Genomic DNA, 23,178 nt, shown 5'->3' with positions numbered 1-23,178 from the left:
TTACTGCTGCATAACGTCCTGTGGCGGTAAGTTGCTGTGCTAGGGCTAACATTGCGGTTGTTTTTCCCGTTTGTCGCGGTGCATGAAGGACAAAATAACTTTCTTGTTCAATCAGCATTGATAAGTCAGGGAGACGACTTGTGGCTGAGATGGTATAGTGTTTTTCGGGGTTACAAGGACCTGCAATATTAAACCAGCGAGTCATGATGATTTTGGCAGTTAGGGAACTCTTTAAGATTAGACGATTTTGGGGTTAAGGATGGCTGGGAAGTCAGAATCAAACGCAGATAAACGCAGATGAACACAGATAATTTTGTGCTTCATTAAATTAGGAAAGGTTATATCTCGTTCAGTTTAAATCATGACCTGTTGGTGGTGATAGATCCATGACTTCGGTAAACCGGGAATATTTAACTTCACTAGTTGGGGGAAACTGTGCAGAAACAGCCATTAAACCAACTTTGATATCCTCAAAAAAAATCACACCGCCAATTCGTTTGCTTGCTTGGAATGGTCCATGAAAAAATTGCTGTCGGGGAATATGGATGAGGAGAGAATCGGTAATTTTGACGTTTTGACCAAATAGTTGTTGACAGGTTTTTTTGACAACTGCATCTATATATTGATTCTGGACACGTTGACCCAATTCGATGAATTTGGGATGATCCGCAAAATGATCCATGTAATATGACCAGATGTTAGATAAATCTTTTTCTTCAGTGAGGATTTGCTTGAGTTCCTGCCATCGTTTGAAATTCATAATGGGGAAGAGGATTAAAAGAGGATGGGTAAATTGGATTATTCTTTGCTTACTAAAAATTTATCATAGTTATGCGATAGCGAAGCGCTCCGTAGGAATCGCTAATAACTCAAGTTGCTAGTTATCTAGTTGAGGCTGGTAATGGGTTATTGGTGAGTAATTTTCTGTTTTAATCCTGTAAATCCTTTAATCCTGGACATCCTGATTCTGACATTTTCCCTAACTAGCAACTTACGTTAATCTGGGGTTAGGGAAAAATTAGGTAACGCCGGAGAAAACCAAATCATAGAAAAATAAATGACTTTACTGCTTGCTATCTCCGCTTCTGATGTAGCTAACGATGAGTTTATCGTCTATTTTAAGGAAAATCCAGGGAATAATCGCACTTATCATCAGAAATCCTGACTATATAAGCAATTCCTGAATTTATTTCCATATAACTGCTGTGCGGCCATTGTCCACCTAATAAAGCATAGATTTCTACAGGTTTACCAGAAATGGTAATGCCAATTTCATAGGATTTACCGGTGAAAGCAGCAAAGCGCCGACAAGCTTCATCATAAAAGTAACTACGGCGATAATTTTTATTAGTTAGGTCAATTGCAAACAATCCGTAAAAATAGCGAGGAATGCTTTGCATTGTTTCGACAATTTGACCTAAGTTTCTTGCCAATATTGCATTGCGAGGAACTTCATTTCCCCAAGCTGTATCCAATGCCCAAGATGCAGAACTGAGGTGAGAACCGCCACAAATTCCACAAATTCGGGGTGTAACAATTAATCCTGCTTGGGGATCTTTTCCGCGTAAAATTATTTCAAATCCGCGAAAAAGTTCAGCGTGAGTCCAAGCATTTGTGACATAGCCATTATCAATTTCGACACGGACATCTAAATCTCCCTCGACTCTACCGACGGGGGAAATATCTAAGGTTTTAATTGGCATAATGATGGGTAATTGGTGATGGGTAATTGGTAATTGGTGATGGGTAGTTGGTAAGAAAATTTATTCTCTTTTTCCCAGTCCCCAATCCTCAATTCCTAAACGGTAAAAAAGTCTTCGTCTGCCCATTTTGGGGCTGCGTTTTTGGCAACAACGGTGAGGACTGCGTAATCTTTGTGGTTGACTCCGGGGGGTATTTCTTTGGGAACTCCCATGACGGTTTGAGTTTTAAAGACTGTTCCGGGTTTGAGGTCAAAAAAGGGAAATTCGGGTTCTGTACAACCTAAACAGGGCATTCCGGCGCGGGTTTTGGAGGAGACGCGGTTCCAGAGAATGCGGTTGCAGGAAGAATGAGTCATGGGGCCACGACAACCTAAGTCGTAGAATAAGCAGCCTTTACGTTGACCAAATTCGGCGGTTGTGGCTTTGTATGCAAAGTGAATGTTGCGGGTACAACCTGTTTGGGTAAAGGTGTTGAAGAAGGTTTGGGGACGGTGAAGTTCATCGAGAACTATATCATCAATTCGTCCGGTGGCGATCGCTACTAATATCTGCGTTATCCAATCAGGGTGTGCGGGACAACCAGGAATATTAATCACAGGTAAGCCGGCTTGACTGACGAAATCTTTCCCTAAAAAACCGCCTTCTTCCCGTTTGAGAAATTGCAGTCCTTTGGAGTCACTGGGGTTAGGTGACATAGCCGGAATTCCACCCCAAGTTGCACAGTCTCCCACGGCGACAATAAATTTTGCAACTTTGGCTAAATCGTTTAACCAATCTTTCATGGGACGGTCTGCAAATCTATTCCATTCACCTGTGCCATTAGGGGCATTAATTACACTACCCTCAAATACCAAAATATCTACAGGAGTTTTACCTAAAACACATTCCCAAAGTAGGGTTTGTAAATTTTCTCCTAATTCCAATCCCAAAGAAGGATGCCAAAGAATATTAATACCAAAGTCCGCAATTAAATCGCAAGCTGTCGGTTCTTCAGCATTGAGAAATGACATGGTGTTACCCGAACAAGCACCACCTTGTAGCCAGAGTACGTTAGTCATTGTTCATATTTTTTCTATTGTTTACCATGCACAGTTCCAGAAAATCAAGAAGTTCTATATGTACAGTTCTCCCATTTCGATAAACCTCTTACCTAATAAAAATTGTAGAGTTTAATAATATTTATTATTGCTTATTTTTTCATTTCTTCGCGTCCTCTGCTTCTTTGCGGTTCGTTTTTCATTTCTCATACTAAAACCTACAGCAGATTTCAGGTAAATGTGGTACAAAAGTTCACAGACAAAGCCATATACCGAAAGACTTTCAACCCTGTTCTTTGCTGTCAAATTATTAGACACATCTATGGCTACACCTAGAGAATTAGTCTAACCTACTTATTAATATGGATAACTTTCATTTTAGGGATTTTTTAATTAAATACAATATGCTTAAATAAAAATTTATTTCCTCAAAGATAAAATAATTGTTATTTTTCAAACAAATTGGATATAAGGAACAGATTTTTAGATAAAATCAGGCAATATATTAAATAATTTATAGAGACAATAGTTATTCTTTGATGATATAATCAAGATAATAATATCTATTTAAGTCTATAAAATATCCAATTTAACCCTAATTGGTAAACTAGTGATACCAAAAACGGTTAGGGAAACTTGAAATTAATTAAAACTCATCTCAAATTTGGTAATTTTCCTCTAGAATTTTATCAATAGAGTGCTTTATAGTGATGAAGATTAGTTCTGAAAAATAGCAGAGCATTTATTGATATTTTTGGGTAAAAATACCCGCTAATTGAAATTTGAGTTTCTGTATTTTTCAATTTGCTAATTAGTGAAAGTAGTCTGAGATTGGGGAATCTTTTGACTCAAAACCTGCGTAAATCGGCTTAGTTTCTAGCCCCACATTTATGTGTGTGGGCGTTGATAACTCAATTCCCTAACTGGCTAAAGCACGCCGATTATATGAACCCTAGTATTACAGATTCAGCCGTCAAAGCGGCTATTACAGCTATTGCTTCCGAGTCAGCGACAGCAGAGGAAAAAATCCAAATGCTGATTTCAATGGCGCAAGGCTTTCAAAAGAAGCCGAAAACTGCCCAAGATTTGCGAAATGCAGTGGGTTTGTTTTATCGTGCCTATGATATGTGTGGAGAAGAGTATCCTCTACTGAAAGCCCGCGCCCAAGTAGGTATGTCGGGGACTCTACAGATGATTCCTGATACGGGGACTGAACTGCTACAACAGGCGAGATTGGGCTACGAGGAAGCTTTACCTACTCTACAACAGTTAGCTGCGCCGGAGGAAGTTGCAGAAGTGCAGATGAATTTGGGGCTAGTATTACAGTCGTTAGTTCCCCATAATTTAGCACGGATAACAGACAGCATCCAAGCTTATCATGAGGCTTTGCGGGTGTTTACGTGGCAAGATTACCCACAAGAATACGCTATTTTATATAACAATATAGCGATCGCATATCTGTCTATGCCGATGGCATCAGAACGGGAATATCTGCGTCAAGGTCTTGCTGTCCAGTCCTTTGAAGTCGCCCTCAAGCATATTAACCTGATTGAGCATCCTAGAGAATATGCAATGTTGCAAAACAACTTAGGTAATGCTTTGCAATATTTAGTCAGTTCTCATCCTGTAGAAAACAATTTGCGGGCTATTTTGGCTTACAACGAAGCCTTGAAAGTACGCAATTCTCATGATACGCCAGTAGAGTATGCTAACACAATTTCTAACAAAGCTAACGCTCTCTTCAACTTACCCGATAACCCAGAAAAACCAGAATTAGGTAATCAGCAAAATCTCCTCCAAGCACAAAGCTATTATCAGCAAGCTTGGCAAATATTTACAGAACATCAACAGCTAGAACAAGCAGAAATAATCGCTACAACCCTACAAGAAATAGCCTCAGAGATCCAAGCTACAGTTGTCAATTAACAGGATAAAAATATGCGGGACATCATTAATAATGTAGCCTTGAGGGAATTTTTACACAGTTTAAATACAGATATAAATCTGACTACAGGATTAGCTTGGTTAGTCATTGCCGTCATCATCTCCATGATTGGCGGTGCTATTGGTGGCATGATTTTAGCTGGCAAAGATTTAGGATATAAATTTGCTGCCACTATTGGCAGTTTATTTGCACCTGCTAGTGTAATTCCTGTCCTAATTTTAGGATTATTATTACTGAACTTTTTAGCTAATTATTAGGAGGCATTATGTTAGAACTTAGCTGGTTTTCGATTAAATTATTTTTCAAAGGTAAACTATTTCGTGACCCCGTGTATTTTCTAGGTCAAATCATAATTGCTAGTACCATTGGTACATTAATCTTAGTCTTATTAGCACAGGCAAATATTCCTTTATGTATACCTATAACTGTATCTAGTTTAACTACAGGTATAATTACACCTTTCCTGCTCAAGGATTTCAAAATGAAATGAGCCATTCTTGTCGGAAATTGAAAATTACAACTTTAAAACTATCAATTCCTACAGATTTATTTGTCTGTGGGATTGAATAATATAAAGATTATCTATAAAAGCTATTTTTAAGCAAAAGTTACTACACATATTCGTCTCTTATTTTCCTGATCTCTAATAAAAATAGCAATGAATAAACTTGAAGAACTAGTAGAAGATATTAACCGCTTCGAGGCTATTATCGCTGAATGGGATGAAAGCCAAAGATGTGTAGCCGTAGGACTTAAAAGGGCAATTGAATCACTCCATAAAGCAGCATTGACAAATTTAATTAAAAGCCTAAAGCAAGATAATATGTCAGGTTTACGCGATGCCGTATCTGACGAAATTGTGTATGCAGTTTTGCTATATCACGAATTAGTCAAGCCTCCACTTGCAGAACGAATTGAAACCGCCCTCGCAGAAGTACGCCCAGGCTTAAAAAGCCATGAAGGAGATGTGGAATTAGTAGCAATTAAATCACCAGATACAGTTGAAGTTAAATTAATTGGTAGTTGTAGTAGTTGTCCTTCTTCAACATTAACCTTGACCCAAGGTGTAGAACAAGCAATTAAAAAGCATTGTCCAGAAATCACAAAAGTAATTGCTGTTAATAGTAGTCCTAATGTCAGTACAACTAATTTTAATAGTCCATTCCCCTTACCTACAGACTCTTATTGGGTAAGAGTTGCGACTATAGACCAAATTAATAAATCTAGTGTTTTTGCAGTTCGTATTGCTAATCAAGATTTAATCTTAAATCGTCAAGGTGAAAATATTATTTGTTATCGTAACTCTTGTAGTCATTTAGGTTATCCCCTAGATAAAGGAAAGGTAGAAAAAGGGATTATTACCTGTGCAGCACATCAATTTCAATATGATTTAAAAACAGGTAAATGTTTAACTGCACCTGATATATCTCTCCATTCATATCCAGTAAAAATCAAGGGTGATAAAATTTATGTAAAAGTGCCAAATTCCAACCAAAAATAAATTTTATTTCTGTATTAAATAATAATACAGTTCAGGGAAGAGAAAAATTGTAGGTTGGGTTAAGCGACAGCGCAACCCAACAATGCCTTGATACTAAACCGTATTGTGTTAAATAATCCTATCATTTTTAAAAATGATTATTAATAATTTCAAATCCCCAATTTCACTCCAAGGTGCAGAAGTAATTTTAGGAAACACCACCACACCAGAACAATTAGTAATTCCACTTGCACCTACTCCCACAACAATGTTTGGACCCCGTGCAGCTTGTTTATTATCACCAACCGGATCATTATGGGTATCTGACACAGGACATCATCGTTTATTAGGTTGGCGAAATTTACCCACAACAGATCATCAACCAGCAGACTGGGTAATAGGACAACCAGATTTTTATACTGAAGGACAAAATGCCAAAGGTACACCAGGAAAATCTACATTTAGTGTCCCTACAGGTATTTGTAAATGTGGTGATGGTTTAGCCGTTGCAGATGCTTGGAATCATCGCATTTTAATCTGGAATCATGTTCCAGAAGATAGTAATTTTCCTGCTGATTTAGTATTAGGACAAGCTAACTTTATTGATAACGAACCAAACCGAGGAAGTCAACAACCTGCTGCTAATACTTTACATTGGCCTTATGGAGTTTTCTATCATCAAGATAAGTTATTTGTAGCCGATACTGGAAATCGTCGTTTATTAATTTGGAATAATTTACCCACAGAAAATGGTCAACCTGCGGATATAGTTTTAGGACAACCAGACATGATATCTCGCAATGAAAACGGGGGTGGTTCTCCCACTGCTGCTAGTATGCGTTGGTGTCATGATATCACCCTTTGGGAAGATAATTTAGTTGTTACTGATGCAGGTAATAACCGGGTAATGATTTGGGAAGGAATACCAACAGAAAATAATTCCCCTTGTGCGGTGGTTTTGGGACAAAAAAACTTCAATTTTGTGGAATTGAATCAAGGAGTATATTTCCCTAGTAGTAGTAGTTTAAGTATGCCTTATGGGGTAGATGTAGCAGGAGATTTATTAATAGTTGCAGATACAGCTAATTCTCGTTTGCTAGGATGGAAAAAACGAGATTCTATTTTAGAACTATATGGTGCAAATGCTAATTTTGTAATTGGACAAGATAGTTTTATTAGTAAAAGCGAAAATCGTAATTTTGGACTACCAACAAGACAAAGTTTAAATTGGTGTTATGGAATTAAGGTTTGTGGTGAATTTGCTGTGGTTTCTGATTCTGGGAATAATCGGGTTTTAATATGGAATTTGTAATTATTTCGCGCAAAGGCGCAAAGGGGCAAAGGGGCAAAGATGAGAATAGAAGAAATTAGGGTTTGTGGTACTGTCCAAGGTGTGGGTTTTCGTCCTACTGTATATCGTTTGGCTAAGGTTTGTGGGTTAAAGGGTGATATTTGTAATGATGGTGAAGGGGTTTTAATTCGTGTCTCTGGAAGTGAGGAAAAAATAACAGAATTTATAAATAAGTTATATCAAGAATGTCCACCTTTGGCAAGGATTAACAAATTAATTAGAAGTGAATATTTGGGCGATTTCGATTTTGATGATTTTGTGATTTCTCGTAGTGTTACTAATACTATAAAAACAGAAATTTCTCCTGACGCTGCAACTTGTCCCCAATGTCAAAAGGAGATTTTTGATCCTTTTAGTCGTTATTTTCGTTATCCTTTTACTAATTGTACTCATTGTGGTCCCCGGTTGAGCATTATTCGCGCTATTCCTTACGATAGAAATAACACTAGTATGGTTAATTTTTCGATGTGTAAGGAATGTGAACGGGAATATCAAAATGTAGAAAATCGTCGTTTTCATGCCCAACCTGTGGCGTGTTTTGCTTGTGGACCTCGTGCATGGTTAGAAAGGGCTGACGATAAACCTGTTATTGCTGATATGTTCTCGATGTTAGATGATATAGATGCAGTTTGCACTTTATTACAAAAGGGTAAAATTGTCGCTATTAAAGGTTTAGGTGGGTTTCATTTAGCTTGTGATGCAACTTTAGAAAATGCAATTGAAAAACTTAGAAACCGTAAAAAACGATATCATAAACCTTTTGCTTTAATGGCGAGAGATATAAATATTATTTCTGAATATTGCCATATTAATGATTTAGAAAAAGAATTATTAACAAGTCCGGCTGCACCCATAGTTTTACTAAATATTAAAGATGATCGAAAATTACCAGTTTCCATAGCACCAGGACAAAATTCTCTTGGTTTCATGCTACCTTATACTCCTTTACATCATCTAATTCTCAAACGCATGAAGCACCCGATAGTATTAACTAGCGGGAATATTTCTGATGAACCACAATGTATAAATAATGAAGATGCAAAAAATAAATTATCTAAAATAGCTGATTATTTTCTTTTCCATAATCGAGATATTATTAATAGAGTCGATGATTCTGTCGTGAGAGTTATTGATAATCAAATCCAAACCCTAAGACGTGCGAGGGGATATGCACCAGCACCTATTATTTTACCCCCAGGATTTGAGAAAGTATCACCGATTTTAGCAATGGGTAGCGAGTTGAAAAATACATTTTGCTTATTGCGATCAAATGAAGCCATACTTTCACAGCATTTAGGTGATTTAGAAAGCGCTGCTGCTTTTAATGCTTATCAAGAAACATTAAATTTATATTTAAACTTATTTGCCCATAAACCCGAAATAATTGCCATTGATAAACATCCAGAATACCTATCTGCAAAATTAGGTAAAGAACTAGCAATAGCTAACCAAATTCCATTTGATCAAATTCAACATCATCATGCCCATATAGCAGCTTGTATGGCAGAAAATAATATTCCTTTAGATTCAAAACCAGTTTTAGGAATAGTGTTTGATGGTTTAGGTTATGGGGAAGATGGTACACTTTGGGGGGGAGAATTTTTATTAGCCAATTATCACCAATTCCAACGTTTAGCTACATTTAAATCAGTAGCAATGATTGGAGGTAAACAAGCAATTTATCAACCTTGGCGTAATACCTATTCCCAATTAATATCAGCATTTACATGGAAAGAAATAAAGGAAAAATACGGTGATTTAGAAATCATAAAGTTTTTAGAAAATAAGAACCCCAAACTACTCAATCAAATCATAGAAAAAGGTATTAATTCACCATTGACATCATCAGTAGGGAGATTATTTGATGCAGTTGCAGCCGCTATAGGTATTTGTCGAGAAGAATCTAGCTATGAAGGACAAGCAGCCATAGAAATGGAAGCAATAGCAAATATCAATATCTTAAATAATGATGAAGAAACGCCAAATTATCCCTTTGAATTTAAAATTTTAGATAATATTTATTGTATAGACTCTGCTCCAATGTGGCAACAGATACTAAACGATATACAGCAGCAAAAATCCACACCAGAAATAGCTGCCAAATTTCATAAAAGTTTAGCTATTGCCATTGTCAATATAGTTAATAACCTGAAACAAGAACATGAATTTTACCAAGTAGCACTAACAGGAGGAGTATTTCAAAATAGAATCTTATTACAACAGGTGAAAATGCGGTTAGAAAAATCAGAAATAAATGTTCTTACCCATAGTATAGTACCAACGAATGATGGTGGTTTGTCACTAGGACAAGCTGTAATTACTGCTGCTAAATATTTGAAAAAGGCGACTAAAAAATGTGTTTAGGAATACCCGGACAAATAACAGAAATAACTAATCCCGAACATAAACTAGCCATAGTCAATGTCGGAGGAGTAAAACGCCAAATCAATATAGCTTGTATAGTTGACGAACAACACCCCCCAGAAGCTTGTATAGGAGACTGGGTACTAGTCCACGTTGGATTTGCAATGAACCGAATCAACGAACAAGAAGCCGCAGAAACATTAAAATTATTACAAGAAATAGCCCAATCTTATACTTAAAACCTTTCTTTCTTTGCGTCTTCGCGCCTTTGCGTGAGAAATAAAAATATGAAATACGTAGATGAATTTCGCAGCCCAGAAAAAGCCCGCGCCTTACAACAAGAAATCGAAAAACTCAGCCAAAAAATAGATAAACATATCAAAATAATGGAAGTATGCGGAGGACATACCCATTCAATTTTTAAATATGGAATAGAAGAAATCTTACCCAATAACATCGAACTCATTCATGGGCCTGGTTGTCCAGTCTGCGTCATGCCCAAAGGTAGAATAGATGATGCGATCGCACTCAGTCAATACCCAAACATCATATTTACTACATTTGGCGATGCTATGCGCGTCCCTGGTTCTACCACCAGCCTGCTACAAGCCAAAGCACAGGGTGCTGACATCCGCATGGTGTACTCCCCCCTTGATAGCCTGAAAATTGCCCAAGAAAACCCAAATAAGGAGATAGTCTTCTTTGGTTTAGGCTTTGAAACCACTGCACCCAGTACCGCTTTTACCATTCTCCAAGCAGCAGCCGAGAACATCACTAATTTTAGTATGTTTTCTAATCATGTTCTCGTTATCCCAGCCCTACAAGCATTATTAGATAACCCCGATTTACAACTTGATGGTTTTGTCGGTCCCGGCCATGTCAGCATGGTCATAGGAACTGAACCTTATGAATTTATTTCTCAACAATATTATAAACCAATCGTTATTTCTGGCTTTGAACCATTAGACATCTTTCAATCAATTTGGATGTTATTAAAACAAATATTAGAAAATCGTTGTCAAGTTGAAAATCAATATAATCGGTTAGTAGAACCAGCTGGAAACAAAAATGCACTAATAGCTATGAATCAAGTTTTTACAGTGCGTGAAACTTTTGAATGGCGAGGTTTAGGAGAAATCCCCAATTCTGGATTTAAAATCCGTGAAGAATACGCCCAATTTGATGCCGAAGTTAAATTTTCAATTCCTAATTTAAAAGTAGCAGATCATAAAGCTTGTCAATGTGGAGAAATTCTCAAAGGAGTTTTAAAACCTTGGCAATGTAAAGTATTCGGAACAGCTTGCACACCCGAAACACCAATTGGAACTTGTATGGTTTCCTCCGAAGGTGCTTGTGCAGCATATTATAAATATGGGCGACTTTCTACCATTGCTAAAAAAGCGAAAATTAGCTTCACTCAAAAACCTCTCCCTGCTTGTGGTGTTCCTCTGGGCTAGATATTTGTAAAATTCGAGGACAGTTTATATGCCATTTGTTACAGTTCAAATTGGTAAAGGTCACTCCATAGAAAAGAAGCGGAAATTAGTTCAAGCTGTTACCGAAGCTTTAGTTTCAGCTTTAGGAACTAAGCCAGAATGGATAACTATTCATATTGATGAATTTGAACGAGATAATTGGGCAGTTGGTGGTGTTTTGCATTCTGATAAACACCCTGGTAGACACGAAGAAACTGGCAGATAAATTTGTAGGGTGCGTTACATTATACGCTAACGCACCAATTAATAAATAAAGACAAGTAAAAATAATTTAAATATGGAAGTTTACAAAAATCAAGAATCTCAAAATCCACTATTTCAAAAGATTGAACAAGTCCGTCGCCGCCAAGGTAAGGTTAGAGATACTCATATTAATCTCGCACATGGTAGCGGTGGTAAAGCCATGCGTGATTTAATAGATGACGTATTTGTTAAAACCTTCAATCATCCTATTCTTTCGCAATTAGAAGACCAAGCCACATTTGATTTAGCTAGTCTTTCTCAATATGGAAATAGATTAGCATTTACCACAGATTCTTATGTAGTAGATCCTTTATTTTTTCCTGGTTCTGATATCGGAGAATTGGCTATTAATGGTACTATTAATGACTTAGCTGTGAGTGGTGCAAAACCTTTATATCTTACCTGTAGTGTAATTTTAGAAGAAGGTTTACCATTAGAAACATTGCGTCGCGTTGCTAAAAGTATGCAAGTAGCAGCGCAAAAAGCAGGAGTACAAATAGTTACAGGTGACACAAAAGTAGTTAATCGTGGTTGTGCCGACAAACTATTTATTAACACTGCGGGAATTGGTATTATTCCTATAGGAATTGACATTTCTGCCCGCCATATTCAACCTGGAGATATCGTTATTGTTAACGGAGAAATAGGAAATCATGGCACAGCCATATTAATTGCGAGAGGAGAATTAGCATTAAATTCTGATATAGAAAGTGACTGTCAACCATTGCATGATTTAGTATCCGAGATTCTCAATGTTTGCCCAAACATTCACGCCATGAGAGATGCAACTAGAGGAGGTTTAGCCACAGTATTAAATGAATTTGCCCTCACAGCAAACGTCGGTATACGCATTCATGAAAACTCTATTCCCGTGAGAGAAGAAGTAAATGGAGTATGTGAAATACTCGGATTAGATCCCTTATATTTAGCCAACGAAGGAAAACTAGTAATAGTAGCCCCCAAAGAAAAAGCTGATCTAATTTTAGCAACCATGAAAACCCACCCAGCCGGAAAACAAGCAGCTATAATTGGCGAAATTATACCCACACCGCCAGGAATAGTCCTTTTAAAAACTGCCTTTGGTGCAGAAAGAATAGTTGATATGCTAGTAGGCGACCAACTCCCAAGAATTTGTTAAAAATCCTCCTTTTCTTTGCGCCCTTGCGTGAGATAAAATCATAACCCTATGCACGAACTAGGAATCACCCAAAATATCATCGCCATAGTTAGTGAACACGCCCAAAATAAAAAAGTCCAAAGAGTAGTATTAGAAATTGGTCAACTCTCCGCCATTATGCCCGAAGCCATAAAATTTTGTTTTGATATTTGTGCTAAAGATACAATATTAGAAGGCGCAATATTAGAAATATTAGAAATACCGGGAATGGCAAAATGTTCTCAATGTAGTACTACGATTCCACTAGAAAAACCCTTTGGTATTTGTGAATGTGGTAGCACCAGATTAGATTTAATATCTGGTGAAGAACTAAAAATAAAAGAAATAGAAGTAGAGGAATTATGTGCATAACTTGCGGATGTTCTGATGACGGAGAAACTAAAATTACTAACTTAGAAACCGAACATCATCATACTCACACCTTACCAGATGGGACTATCATCACCCATTCACACAGTCATGATAAAACGCCTCAAATTCATGCCAAAATTCATAATACAACCATATCTTTAGAAAAAGAAATTTTAGGTAAAAATAACTTATTAGCTGCCCAAAATCGTGGTTGGTTTAAAGGTAGAAATATTCTCGCTTTAAATTTAATGAGTTCTCCCGGTTCTGGGAAAACAACTTTATTAACTCGCACTATTAATGATTTAAAAGATAAATTGTCTATTAGTGTTATTGAAGGTGATCAAGAAACTACCAATGATGCCGAAAAAATTAAAGCCACAGGCTGTCAAGTAGTCCAAATCAACACAGGGACAGGCTGTCATTTAGATGCCTCAATGATAGAAAAAGGTTTACAACAACTCAACCCACCATTAGACTCTGTGGTGATGATTGAAAATGTCGGAAATTTGGTTTGTCCGGCTTTATTTGATTTAGGAGAACAGGCTAAGGTTGTAATTTTATCAGTGACGGAAGGTGAGGATAAACCAATTAAATATCCCCATATGTTCCGCGCTAGTCAAGTCATGATTCTCACTAAAATTGATTTGTTGCCTTATGTGAATTTTGATGTGCAACGATGTATTGAATATGCAAAACAAGTAAATCCGCAAATGCAGATTTTTCAGCTTTCCGCCACCACTGGTGTAGGTTTGGAAGATTGGTATAATTACTTCACACAATAATTAATTTAATTTATAGCGGTTATCGGTTGAGTGAGGTACAAGAACCCCACCCCCAACCCCCTCTCCGCAAGCGAGGAGAGGGCTATGATATACCTCATGTGATTAGGAAACGCTATATATTTAACTAATCCTGGCAGTTTTTAAAAGCTGCCAGTTTTTTTGGTAGAGTTTCCGCTCCAGTTTTGCGTAGAATCTTAGTTACAAAATATAATTCGTAATTCCCAAGCACAGGCAGAATGGGTAGAAATTTAAAATTTCAGTTCAGTTAGAAAAGCTGGTATAATTTTAAAGCTCTTTCTTAATCAATTAGAGCCAATAAATAATATCAGGCTTTTATACAATGAAACTTCAATGGCAGCTACAAGTTTATCAATTAAAAATCACAACTTTATTGGCAAGATGAATATTAGCATCTACTAATTAATAATTAGTTTCAACAGGAATTAACTAACAACAAAGAAATTATATGAATTCTTCTACCAAACCTCGCAAATCACCAACCCAAGCTATAGCTGCTAAGATATTTCACTCTCTGAATATCATTAGTCTCTTCCTCATGCTTACTAGTGGACTGCAAATTTACAACGCTAACCCGGTTTTTGGTGGACGTGCAGGGTTACATATTCCACCTCTTTTTACTTTAGGCGCTTGGTTAGCAGGAGGTAGACACTGGCATTTTGCTGCTATGTGGCTATTTTCTCTTAATCTTTTAGGTTATGGAATTTACATTTTCGTAACTCGACGTTGGCAACATCGCTTTGTGGGAGTCAATGACATCAAAGCATTACAAAAAACTCAAAATTCTCAACGTCTTATTTATGCTTGGCATCGTATTGTCTATACCGCTATCATTCCTATATTACTCCTGGCGATATTTACAGGAATTGGGATGTATAAACCTGCTCAATTTCCTTGGATAGTCAATAGTTTTGGTGATTGGCAAGCATTAAGAATTGTGCATTTTGCATCTGTGCCATTGGTGGTATTATTTGTAATTATCCATTGGCTTTTAGGACGGAAAGCAGGAGGAGAAAAGCTGACTGAGTCTATGTTTTGGTAAGTTATATTATTGGTAATAAAGCCATGAATTTTGATAAAAATAAAGACTTAATTCATCTAATTCAACCTCAGTTAACACGACGAAAATTCTTACAGATTTCGGGGATTTCTAGTATGAGCTTATTTCTGGGTGGCTGTGGTACACCTGCATTTGAAGATTTAGTTGGTAAGCTTTCTGAACCTCTGAACCAGAAGGTTGAAGAATTCATTTTTAAACCCCAAAAACTTGTACCAGAATTTTCTGCTAGTCTTATTGAACCAGAAGCTTTAATAATTAATACTTTCCGCAATACACCAATTATTGATCAAGATAAATTTCGGTTAATTATTGATGGTGATGTCAATAATCCTCTGAGCCTCAGTATGGCAGAAATTCAGGCTTTACCTCTCACTTCCATGATTATTCGTCATGTTTGTGTAGAAGGGTGGGCAGCGATCGTACAATGGGGAGGTATACGCTTACGTGATATTATTGCCTTAGCCCAACCCAAGGCAAATGTTAAGTATGCTTTTTTTGAATCAGCAGATGGTTATTATGAAAGTTGGGATATAGCTTCAGCTACACACCCTCAAACTTTGTTAGCTTATCAAAAAAATGGTGAAAAATTGCCTGTAGAAAATGGCGCACCTTTGCGTCTAGCTTCCCCAATTAAACTCGGCTATAAACAGAGTAAATGGGTAACGCGAATTACACTGACTCCCTATTTATCAGCTTTTAAAGGTTACTGGGAAGATCAAGGTTATGAATGGTTTGCAGGATTGTAAATACATGAGGTACAAAGTTTTATCACACTCATGATACCTGTATTCTGCTGTATTTATTAATAGCATTTTATTTGGAAATTTAAATAAACATGAACTTTTTTGATAAATTAAATACGAATATTTCCCAAAATCAAAGCTTACTATTTGTAGGACTTGATCCAAATCCAGAAATGATACCTGCGAGTTATCAATCATCAGATATTATTGCAGGTTTGGAAAATTGGTTACAATTTATAATTGCAGAAACGGCTGGGTTTGTATGTGCTTATAAACCAACCTTGGGATTTTATGAAGCTTTGGGTGTTCCTGGTTTAGAACTTTTATTCAAAACTTTAGCATCTATCCCTACGCATATTCCTATTATCTTAGATGCTAAACATAGTGATTTAAACACAAGTAGTATTTTTGCCAAAACTGTATTTACAGAATGGCGGGTAGATGCTATTACTCTTAGTCCCTATACTGGACAAGATCATGTAGCACCATTTTTAGTTTATCCTGATCAAGCAGTGTTTATTTTATGTTGTACTTCTAACCCAGGTGCAGCAATTTTACAGCAATATTCTCACAACAATTCACCCTTTTATTTGCAGGTAGTACAGGAATCAAAAACATGGGGAACACCAGAACAATTAGGTTTGGAAGTAGGAACCACAGATGCTGATATTTTCAAATCTATTCGGTCAATTGCTCCAGAAAGAATTATTATGGCACGTAGTATTTGGGCTGAGGAAGGTAATCTGAAAAAAATCTTAGCCGCAGGGTTAAATGGTAATGGTGATGGGTTGCTAATTCCGGTTCCTCAAGATATGTTGGGTAATGCTGATTTATCTCAACAAATTCAATTATTACGTACAGAAATTAATCAATTTAGAAGTGAAGTTATCCATGATGCTTCTACTTGTGAGGTGTGGTTACCTGATATTTCGGTAAAAGATAAACAGCCGCATCAAGATTTGATTTTACAACTTTATGATATTGGCTGCATTATGTTTGGGGAATTTGTTCAGGCTTCAGGAGCGACTTTTCCTTATTATATTGATTTACGGAAAATTATTTCTAATCCTCAAGTTTTTAATCAAGTGCTTAGTGCTTATGAGGAAATTTTAAAAAATCTCACTTTTGATAGATTAGCTGGGATTCCTTATGGTTCTTTACCGACAGCAACTGGTTTATCTTTGCGTCTTCATTGTCCGATGATTTTTCCTCGAAAAGAGGTAAAAGCACATGGAACAAGGAAAGTTATTGAAGGTAATTTTCATTCTGGTGAAACGGTTGCGGTAGTTGATGATATTCTTATCAGTGGTAAAAGCGTGATGGAAGGTGCAGAAAAGTTAAGATCTGCGGGATTGAAAATTAATGATATTGTGGTATTTATTGACCATGAACAAGGAGTAAAAGACAGGTTAAGCCAAAATGGTTATTGCGCTCATTCTGTTCTAACTATTTCAGAAATTGTCACCACTCTGCACCAAGCAGGAAGAATAAATGATGATCAATTTTTAGCTTTTCAAGAAAGTTAATTAAGAAGAAAATCCAATATTTTTCTGGATTTGTTGGGTTATGCATTCTCTTTGAGACGCTCCGCTAACACTTCGTTTTACCCAACCTAAAATTTTCTTAACTGAACTGTATTCGATTATATGGAATATCTCTATATTATTTCTAATGAATTTGTCTAACGGGAATCTGAATATAGAATGTTGTTCCCTTTCCTATCTGTGATTTGCACCAAATCAATCCTTGATGTCTTTCTACAATAATTTTGTAACTAATAGATAGTCCCAAACCTGTTCCTTTCCCAATGGGTTTTGTTGTGAAGAAAGGATTGAATATTTGTGATACTACTTTCTCAGTCATACCAGATCCATTATCGGTGATATTTACCCTTACAGATTCTGTATTTTCCATTTCTGTGTGAATCAAAATCTGGGGAGTGAAATTTGTCTCTTTTTCATCTTTGATGGTATTATTCTCTAAGGGAAAGATTAGGGCATCTATGGCATTATTGAGCAAATTCATAAATACTTGATTGAGTTGTCTTGGATAACATTCAACTAAAGGTAAATCTCCATAATTTGGAATCACTTCAATTGTAGGATGATCTGCATTAGCTTTCAAACGGTGTTGTAAAATTGCTAGACTGCTTTCAATTCCTTGATGAAGGTTGACAGATTTCATTTCAGCTTCATCTAACCGAGAAAAATTCCGCAAGTTTAGTACTATTTCGGTAATGCGATTGCTCCCTATTTTCATCGAACTAAATAACTTTGACAAGTCTTCAGATATAAAAGCTAATTCAATTTTATCAATATATTCTTGAATTTTAGAATCTGGTTGAGGATATGTTTGCTGAAAAAGCTCTATGAGTTTCAATAAATCAGTTGTATAATTACTAGCATGATTAATATTGCCATCAATAAAGCTGAGTGGATTATTAATTTCATGGGCAATACCTGCTACTAGTTGTCCCAAACTTGACATTTTTTCGGTTTGAATCAATTGAGTTTGGGTAATTTTTAATTCTTGCAATGTTTGCTCTAGTTCTGAGGTTCTTTCTGCTACTTTTTGTTCTAAATTAGAATAAACATCATCAAGAGAATCAGCCATGTGATTAAATATTTTTCCCATCATTGCTAGTTCATCACTGCCTTTATGTGCAATTCTGACTGAAACCCCAGGATTTAAAGCAGCTTGACTCATCACTTGGGAAAATTGAGAAATTCTTTTGCCTACTAATTTATCAAATAATAAATATATGAGACTGATGATTACAATTGTTAAGCTAATAAATGTACCTAAAACCGTCTGAAGCATAGAAGTTTGATTAGTGCGTAAATCTTTAGTGGGAACATAAATCATGAGCGCACTGATGATATCGCCAACAGGCCAATTAAAACCGTTGCTTGTACCATATTTATCTATAATAGTTTGAGGTGCATTTTCTGGTCTGCCATGATATTCTAAGCAGCTAGTTTCCATTTTAATTGGTTGTGCTACATAAAAAAATTCTTGATTTTCCTTGTTTGTATATCCAGTTTTTTCGTTGATATTTTGATGTTCTTGAAAGTAATTAATAGTATCTACCTCAAATTTATCTGCTTTATTAGCAAGATTCATGGGATTTAAAGCAGGTTGTTTATAAATATACTCAGGTAGTTGTTCATTAAATAGTTCAAAAATAGCGCGAGTGGCAAAAGCATTAGATTTGGCTTCAAGAATCATTTCTGGTGTGTGCTTTTCTACAGCTGGTGCTAGTTGTTTAATGACATAGTTACGACTGGCTTGCCCAAAATTTAATACTAATTGACTGCGAATGCGGGCTTCTTGTTTAAAAGCCATTGCTTGGAGTCTGTTCAAGTTCCAGACCCCAACTCCCATGACAATTATTAATGATATAATTACTGCTACTATGAACTTAAATTTAATGGAAATTTTCGGTTGAGATTGTTTAATAAATGTAAACACCTGAGTTGGCATTTTTTCAACTTTTTTGTATCGCATTTTTTCACAAAAATAAATATAGCTATTCCTAATTATTTGTGAAAATATTCATGATTATTTTAGATGAGTGTTGGCTATCATAACTAAAGTTTTCGCCAATCAAGTAGGAATGCTACTGTTACTTAGTAATACAACGGTAACATATCAATCAATGTAGATAGCAGATTCAGATAAACTGACAATTCCTGACCATTGCACCTTTTTTTCTTTTTCCCGACGGTAAGAAAAGAAATGTTCTGGGGTTTGATAGGTACAATAGGGTGCGATCGCAATTTGTTCTCTACTAATCCCCAATTGCTGTAACTGTAAAGCATTGATTCGACGCACATCTAAACGCACCTTTCCTGGCTCTGTATCTGCGAATAAAGGTGAATCAGGTAAATCGTGTAAAGCCTTAACAATGTTTTCCAGTCCATTATGTGGTATAATGGTGCTTCCAATTTCCGCAGCCACTTCCACGGAAACTTGGTAAACTTCGCCCGCAATGGCTGGCCCCATAGCAATTCGCAAATCTGCTAATTCGCTGCCTTGGGATTGCATACGAGCGATCGCTTGGGGAACAATCTTTGCCGCTGTACCCCTCCAGCCAGCGTGTAGAGCCGCTACCTGTCCGATTTTAACATCCCCAATCAACACAGGTGTACAATCAGCACTCGCTACCCAAACCGCTTGTAACGCTTGCTTACTGATTAAGCCATCTGCCAAAGCTAAATTATTTTCACCGCTTTTTAACTGGCTATCAACCTCTTCGGGAGTGAGAACAGTATTGCCATGTACCTGTTGTAAACGATAAGCTAAAGCCTCTGGTTGCAGCACTTTTGTTAACTCATCTGGCGGACGAGGCCAAAATTGCTGAGTAAAAAAACCGTGAGGCCAAGGTTCTAACAAATTACAAGTCAGATAAGGCAGACCTTCCCAATTGCGCCAGTGCCAAGTGTGCATCTTCAACCTCACCTAAACAAAAAATTTAAAACCGCCAATCAATGCTAACGTGAACAACGGGATTTATGGGAACAGCTGTGGAATTTAATCAGCAACTTCTGGTAAATACTCTGAAAGCAGAGCGAGAACATTCATATTTACCATTTTCTCTACATATTTTTGACAGCTTAACCTCAACTAATCAGACTGCGTGGAACCTGCTCCAGCAAGGAGCAAAACCAGGATGTGTAGTTATAGCCACTCAACAAACCGCTGGTAAGGGACAATGGGGAAGACAGTGGCTATCTCCCTCTGGCGGACTATACCTTTCGGTTGCCATCTCTCCTAAACTAAAAGCTACTGAAAGCTACCAATTAACCTTGGCTACCGCCTGGGGAATTGCCGCCCAATTACAAAAGTGTGATGTGAGAGTGGGGATAAAATGGCCGAATGATTTAGTATTAGATGGTCGCAAACTAGGCGGCATTTTAACGGAGACAAAAATCCACAAAGGACAAATTACCCAAGCTGTAATTGGTGTTGGTATTAACTGGGCTAACCCAGTACCCCAAACCGGCATCAATTTAGAATTGTGGCAGAGTTCCCAGGGTTTTCAACCAATTCCTTGTTTGGAAATTCTCGCCTCCACAGTTTTACTGGGAATAGAATCCGGTCTAGAGTGTCTTACCATCGAAGGAATAAACATACTTTTGTCTCGTTATGTTGATTTACTTACAAACATGGGTGATCAAGTGTATGTGAATAATCTTTTAGGCACTGTAGTGGGGGTAACACCCCAAGGAAATCTCCGCTTAAAAATGGCTGGATATAATACGCAGGAACTGATAACACCAGAAATTTCTGTCGAACCCGGTACAATTAGCTTGGGTTATTGCAAAACTTCTGTTTAACTTTTTTAGACTTAAATTACACACAACTGAGAGAAGAAATGACGCAGCGCCATAAATCTGCCCATAACCGCTTGGATTATTTGCGGACTCAAGGTTTAACAAAACGACGCTTTGCGTCTAAATTATCAGCACGGAGTCTCTGTTTTTTGAGTAGCGTTAGCCTCCTTAGTAGTGGCTTCGTTCTTGCTCAAACGGAATCATCCGTAGATAACATTGTTCCAACTATTGAAAGTTCTCAACCAATCGCAGTTGCAGAACCCGTAAAAAAAGATACTCCTGTATCAGAAGTGCGATCGCAACCCGATTTTGCAGAACGCCGAGTTAGACTCAGAAAAAAACTCACCCAAGAAAATGTTTCCCAATCAGCAAAACCAGTCAGAATTGCTCAACCTAAAGTAGAGAATTCTGAACCGGCAGTCATCATTAGAACTTCTAAACCTAAAGTTGAAAATTCTGAACCGACAGTCACCGTTAGAACTTCTAAACCTAAAGTTGAAAATTCACAGGCTGAAAAACCTCAGATTCCTGCCAACTCAGCACCTGAAAAAGCCGCAGAAGTTGCTAAACCAGCAAATAACGGCACAACGGCGAGAAAAAACAAGGATTACAACAACTCCTACATTGATCCTACAGATTACAACAGTACTGCAACTGGTAACTATGAAGCACCCAGTTCTGTAGTTGTTACAGAACGCGCTGGTGGCTGTCGAGCAGTTTTTTCACAGAGAGAAATTGCTGCTGGTGCTTGCGGTAAAAAAGCAACTGACAATCCCCGCGTAGCTGATTCTCCCAAAACATCAGCACCCAATTGGATCAAAAAAAGTGAAACCGCTAGTTTAGAAAAAGCGCCCACCGTTCAGCGAGTAGCCACTGACTCTAACCAAAAAACTGAGAGTATAGTTCGGACTGTTGCTAGTGCTGTGAATAATAAGAGTTGGGTTTCTCCCAAAAGTAGTACTAGTACTCATACAAAAACTGCTTATCGTCCCAATCGGTTTATTCCTCAGCCCAGTGAATTTAGTAGTACTACAACCGTAAGCGCTACCCCCATTGCCCCTAGCTTTGGGACTTTACCCGCACCAATGGCTGAAGGTAAGGTTGCACCCCGCCCCAGCACTGTCTCTTATGACTTTGCACTGGCATCGGTTTTACCACAGGTTTCTTACAATAGTACCCTTGCCTATCGTGGCGGTTCTGGGATGATGTTCCCCTTGTCTGTTCCTGCGCCCATTACTTCTTTGTTTGGCTGGCGCGTTCATCCAATTACAGGAGATAGACGTTTCCACGCTGGTACAGATATAGGTGCGCCCACAGGAACACCAATTTTAGCAGCTGCTAAAGGTCAAGTTGAAACTGCTGATTGGATGGGTGGTTATGGTTTAGCAGTAACCATTAATCACACTTCTGCCCAACAAAGTCTCTACGGACATATGTCAGAAATCTTTGTTACCCCTGGTCAATGGGTAGAACCAGGAACTGTAATTGGCCGAGTTGGTAGTACTGGCAACTCTACTGGACCTCACCTGCACTTTGAAGTCCGCCACATGACCCAAAATGGTTGGGTTGCTGTTGACCCAGGTGTACAATTACAAGCCGGTCTCAACAACTTGCTGCAAAACACACGGACAGCACAAGTTCCTCAATAGGAGGCAGGGGGCAGGGCAGGGCTGTTTCATTCCCTAAAAGGCTTGCAAATGCAAGAGTCTAGAAGATGAAAAATAAGCTTGGCATTCAATCTTAGGCATCAAAATGGTCACCAATTTATGACTTTTGCTCTGATATTTATTGCCAATCATATTGACAAAATACATACCTTATCGAATGAAACAGCCCTGGGGGGCAGGGGGCAGGGAGCAGGGAGCAGGGAGCAGGGAGCAGGGAGATAGGGAGATAGGGAGATAGGGAGATAGGGAAAATAAGCTCCTGAACTCCTGACTCCTGAACTGCTGAACTCCTGACTCCTGAACTCCTGAACTTCTGAACTTCTGAACTGCTGAACTCCTGACTCCTGAACTCCTGAACTCCTGACTCCTGAACTCCTGAACTCCTGAACTCCTGAACTCCTGAACTCCTGAACTGCTGAACTCCT

21 protein-coding genes and 2 pseudogenes are annotated in these 23,178 nt (G+C 37.6%); 17 read left to right on the top strand and 6 right to left on the bottom strand.

All coding sequences use genetic code 11. The features are described 5' to 3' along the window. From VB713_RS23960 to VB713_RS23945, 4 genes and pseudogenes are all read right to left on the bottom strand, one after another. Positions 1-205, bottom strand: a pseudogene (locus VB713_RS23960) (ATP-binding protein); the annotation flags it as partial. Between the two features lie 144 nt (positions 206-349). After that, complete coding sequence (locus VB713_RS23955) at positions 350-760, bottom strand: hypothetical protein (protein WP_323314005.1); 411 nt, start codon at positions 758-760, stop codon at positions 350-352. Positions 761-1,193: 433 nt separating this feature from the next. Continuing rightward, a pseudogene (locus tag VB713_RS23950) lies at positions 1,194-1,703 on the bottom strand (nickel-dependent hydrogenase large subunit); the annotation flags it as partial. 95 nt (positions 1,704-1,798) lie between these two features. Continuing rightward, entirely contained in the window at positions 1,799-2,761 is a 963-nt protein-coding gene (locus VB713_RS23945) for a hydrogenase small subunit (protein WP_323314004.1), read from the bottom strand. Positions 2,762-3,685: 924 nt separating this feature from the next. Between VB713_RS23945 and VB713_RS23940 the strand changes: the two genes are divergently transcribed. The 15 genes from VB713_RS23940 (at position 3,686) to VB713_RS23870 (ending at position 17,276) form a co-directional block, all read left to right on the top strand. After that, positions 3,686-4,666, top strand: coding sequence for a hypothetical protein (locus VB713_RS23940; protein ID WP_323314003.1), 981 nt, complete (start codon positions 3,686-3,688; stop codon positions 4,664-4,666). Between the two features lie 12 nt (positions 4,667-4,678). Further along, positions 4,679-4,942, top strand: a complete 264-nt coding sequence (locus VB713_RS23935; RefSeq protein ID WP_323314002.1) for a hypothetical protein — start codon at positions 4,679-4,681, stop codon at positions 4,940-4,942. Between the two features lie 8 nt (positions 4,943-4,950). Then, a complete protein-coding gene (locus tag VB713_RS23930) occupies positions 4,951-5,175 on the top strand; it encodes a hypothetical protein (protein ID WP_323314001.1) in 225 nt (74 codons plus the stop codon). A gap of 168 nt (positions 5,176-5,343) precedes the next feature. Beyond that, the gene (locus VB713_RS23925; RefSeq protein WP_323314000.1) at positions 5,344-6,186 is read left to right on the top strand and encodes a NifU family protein; all 843 of its coding nucleotides are present in this window, start codon (positions 5,344-5,346) and stop codon (positions 6,184-6,186) included. A gap of 133 nt (positions 6,187-6,319) precedes the next feature. After that, on the top strand, positions 6,320-7,477 hold the full coding sequence (locus VB713_RS23920) for a hypothetical protein (RefSeq protein ID WP_323313999.1): 1,158 nt from the start codon (positions 6,320-6,322) through the stop codon (positions 7,475-7,477). 39 nt (positions 7,478-7,516) lie between these two features. After that, the gene (gene hypF / locus VB713_RS23915) at positions 7,517-9,880 is read left to right on the top strand and encodes a carbamoyltransferase HypF (protein WP_323313998.1); all 2,364 of its coding nucleotides are present in this window, start codon (positions 7,517-7,519) and stop codon (positions 9,878-9,880) included. Continuing rightward, the gene (locus VB713_RS23910; protein ID WP_323313997.1) at positions 9,871-10,119 is read left to right on the top strand and encodes a HypC/HybG/HupF family hydrogenase formation chaperone; all 249 of its coding nucleotides are present in this window, start codon (positions 9,871-9,873) and stop codon (positions 10,117-10,119) included. Before hypF ends, VB713_RS23910 begins: the two co-directional genes overlap by 10 nt. A 48-nt stretch (positions 10,120-10,167) precedes the next feature. After that, positions 10,168-11,337 (top strand): hydrogenase formation protein HypD, encoded by a 1,170-nt coding sequence (gene hypD / locus VB713_RS23905; RefSeq protein ID WP_323313996.1) that lies wholly within the window; start codon positions 10,168-10,170, stop codon positions 11,335-11,337. A 28-nt stretch (positions 11,338-11,365) separates the two neighbouring features. Beyond that, positions 11,366-11,581 (top strand): 4-oxalocrotonate tautomerase family protein, encoded by a 216-nt coding sequence (locus VB713_RS23900; protein WP_323313995.1) that lies wholly within the window; start codon positions 11,366-11,368, stop codon positions 11,579-11,581. 72 nt (positions 11,582-11,653) lie between these two features. Continuing rightward, entirely contained in the window at positions 11,654-12,757 is a 1,104-nt protein-coding gene (gene hypE, locus VB713_RS23895) for a hydrogenase expression/formation protein HypE (protein ID WP_323313994.1), read from the top strand. Positions 12,758-12,805: 48 nt separating this feature from the next. Beyond that, positions 12,806-13,147 carry a hydrogenase maturation nickel metallochaperone HypA gene (gene hypA / locus VB713_RS23890; protein ID WP_323313993.1) on the top strand — a complete coding sequence of 114 codons (342 nt, stop codon included), beginning with the start codon at positions 12,806-12,808 and terminating at the stop codon, positions 13,145-13,147. Beyond that, positions 13,138-13,929: a hydrogenase nickel incorporation protein HypB gene (hypB, locus tag VB713_RS23885; RefSeq protein ID WP_323313992.1), complete on the top strand. Its 792-nt coding sequence runs from the start codon at positions 13,138-13,140 to the stop codon at positions 13,927-13,929. The genes hypA and hypB overlap by 10 nt, the downstream gene beginning before the upstream one ends. A 466-nt stretch (positions 13,930-14,395) precedes the next feature. Next, positions 14,396-14,989, top strand: a complete 594-nt coding sequence (locus VB713_RS23880; RefSeq protein WP_323313991.1) for a cytochrome b/b6 domain-containing protein — start codon at positions 14,396-14,398, stop codon at positions 14,987-14,989. 23 nt (positions 14,990-15,012) lie between these two features. Next, positions 15,013-15,753, top strand: coding sequence for a molybdopterin-dependent oxidoreductase (locus VB713_RS23875; protein ID WP_323313990.1), 741 nt, complete (start codon positions 15,013-15,015; stop codon positions 15,751-15,753). An 89-nt stretch (positions 15,754-15,842) separates the two neighbouring features. Then, positions 15,843-17,276 carry a bifunctional orotidine-5'-phosphate decarboxylase/orotate phosphoribosyltransferase gene (locus VB713_RS23870; protein ID WP_323313989.1) on the top strand — a complete coding sequence of 478 codons (1,434 nt, stop codon included), beginning with the start codon at positions 15,843-15,845 and terminating at the stop codon, positions 17,274-17,276. 142 nt (positions 17,277-17,418) lie between these two features. Here the strand turns inward: VB713_RS23870 and VB713_RS23865 are convergent, their stop codons facing one another. Next, entirely contained in the window at positions 17,419-19,257 is a 1,839-nt protein-coding gene (locus VB713_RS23865) for a c-type heme family protein (RefSeq protein WP_323313988.1), read from the bottom strand. 144 nt (positions 19,258-19,401) lie between these two features. Then, complete coding sequence (gene pgeF, locus VB713_RS23860) at positions 19,402-20,199, bottom strand: peptidoglycan editing factor PgeF (protein ID WP_323313987.1); 798 nt, start codon at positions 20,197-20,199, stop codon at positions 19,402-19,404. Positions 20,200-20,264: 65 nt separating this feature from the next. Between pgeF and VB713_RS23855 the strand changes: the two genes are divergently transcribed. Further along, complete coding sequence (locus tag VB713_RS23855; protein ID WP_323313986.1) at positions 20,265-21,089, top strand: biotin--[acetyl-CoA-carboxylase] ligase; 825 nt, start codon at positions 20,265-20,267, stop codon at positions 21,087-21,089. 38 nt (positions 21,090-21,127) lie between these two features. Further along, entirely contained in the window at positions 21,128-22,735 is a 1,608-nt protein-coding gene (locus VB713_RS23850; protein WP_323313985.1) for a peptidoglycan DD-metalloendopeptidase family protein, read from the top strand. Positions 22,736-23,178 lie beyond the last annotated feature (443 nt).

The organism is Anabaena cylindrica UHCC 0172 (assembly GCF_034931625.1).
Lineage (GTDB): Bacteria > Cyanobacteriota > Cyanobacteriia > Cyanobacteriales > Nostocaceae > Anabaena > Anabaena cylindrica_A.
Note: the sequence above shows the minus strand (reverse complement) of the source record. Positions and strands in the feature narration are given on the sequence as shown.

What these genes read in the sequence shown, in the direction of transcription:
- VB713_RS23955 (WP_323314005.1), bottom strand. Translation starts at nt 760, where the DNA reads ATGAATTTCAAACGATGGCAGGAACTCAAGCAAATCCTCACTGAAGAA.
- VB713_RS23945 (WP_323314004.1), bottom strand. Translation starts at nt 2,761, where the DNA reads ATGACTAACGTACTCTGGCTACAAGGTGGTGCTTGTTCGGGTAACACC.
- VB713_RS23940 (WP_323314003.1), top strand. Translation starts at nt 3,686, where the DNA reads ATGAACCCTAGTATTACAGATTCAGCCGTCAAAGCGGCTATTACAGCT.
- VB713_RS23935 (WP_323314002.1), top strand. Translation starts at nt 4,679, where the DNA reads ATGCGGGACATCATTAATAATGTAGCCTTGAGGGAATTTTTACACAGT.
- VB713_RS23930 (WP_323314001.1), top strand. Translation starts at nt 4,951, where the DNA reads ATGTTAGAACTTAGCTGGTTTTCGATTAAATTATTTTTCAAAGGTAAA.
- VB713_RS23925 (WP_323314000.1), top strand. Translation starts at nt 5,344, where the DNA reads ATGAATAAACTTGAAGAACTAGTAGAAGATATTAACCGCTTCGAGGCT.
- VB713_RS23920 (WP_323313999.1), top strand. Translation starts at nt 6,320, where the DNA reads ATGATTATTAATAATTTCAAATCCCCAATTTCACTCCAAGGTGCAGAA.
- hypF (WP_323313998.1), top strand. Translation starts at nt 7,517, where the DNA reads ATGAGAATAGAAGAAATTAGGGTTTGTGGTACTGTCCAAGGTGTGGGT.
- VB713_RS23910 (WP_323313997.1), top strand. Translation starts at nt 9,871, where the DNA reads ATGTGTTTAGGAATACCCGGACAAATAACAGAAATAACTAATCCCGAA.
- hypD (WP_323313996.1), top strand. Translation starts at nt 10,168, where the DNA reads ATGAAATACGTAGATGAATTTCGCAGCCCAGAAAAAGCCCGCGCCTTA.
- VB713_RS23900 (WP_323313995.1), top strand. Translation starts at nt 11,366, where the DNA reads ATGCCATTTGTTACAGTTCAAATTGGTAAAGGTCACTCCATAGAAAAG.
- hypE (WP_323313994.1), top strand. Translation starts at nt 11,654, where the DNA reads ATGGAAGTTTACAAAAATCAAGAATCTCAAAATCCACTATTTCAAAAG.
- hypA (WP_323313993.1), top strand. Translation starts at nt 12,806, where the DNA reads ATGCACGAACTAGGAATCACCCAAAATATCATCGCCATAGTTAGTGAA.
- hypB (WP_323313992.1), top strand. Translation starts at nt 13,138, where the DNA reads ATGTGCATAACTTGCGGATGTTCTGATGACGGAGAAACTAAAATTACT.
- VB713_RS23880 (WP_323313991.1), top strand. Translation starts at nt 14,396, where the DNA reads ATGAATTCTTCTACCAAACCTCGCAAATCACCAACCCAAGCTATAGCT.
- VB713_RS23875 (WP_323313990.1), top strand. Translation starts at nt 15,013, where the DNA reads ATGAATTTTGATAAAAATAAAGACTTAATTCATCTAATTCAACCTCAG.
- VB713_RS23870 (WP_323313989.1), top strand. Translation starts at nt 15,843, where the DNA reads ATGAACTTTTTTGATAAATTAAATACGAATATTTCCCAAAATCAAAGC.
- VB713_RS23865 (WP_323313988.1), bottom strand. Translation starts at nt 19,257, where the DNA reads ATGCGATACAAAAAAGTTGAAAAAATGCCAACTCAGGTGTTTACATTT.
- pgeF (WP_323313987.1), bottom strand. Translation starts at nt 20,199, where the DNA reads ATGCACACTTGGCACTGGCGCAATTGGGAAGGTCTGCCTTATCTGACT.
- VB713_RS23855 (WP_323313986.1), top strand. Translation starts at nt 20,265, where the DNA reads ATGGGAACAGCTGTGGAATTTAATCAGCAACTTCTGGTAAATACTCTG.
- VB713_RS23850 (WP_323313985.1), top strand. Translation starts at nt 21,128, where the DNA reads ATGACGCAGCGCCATAAATCTGCCCATAACCGCTTGGATTATTTGCGG.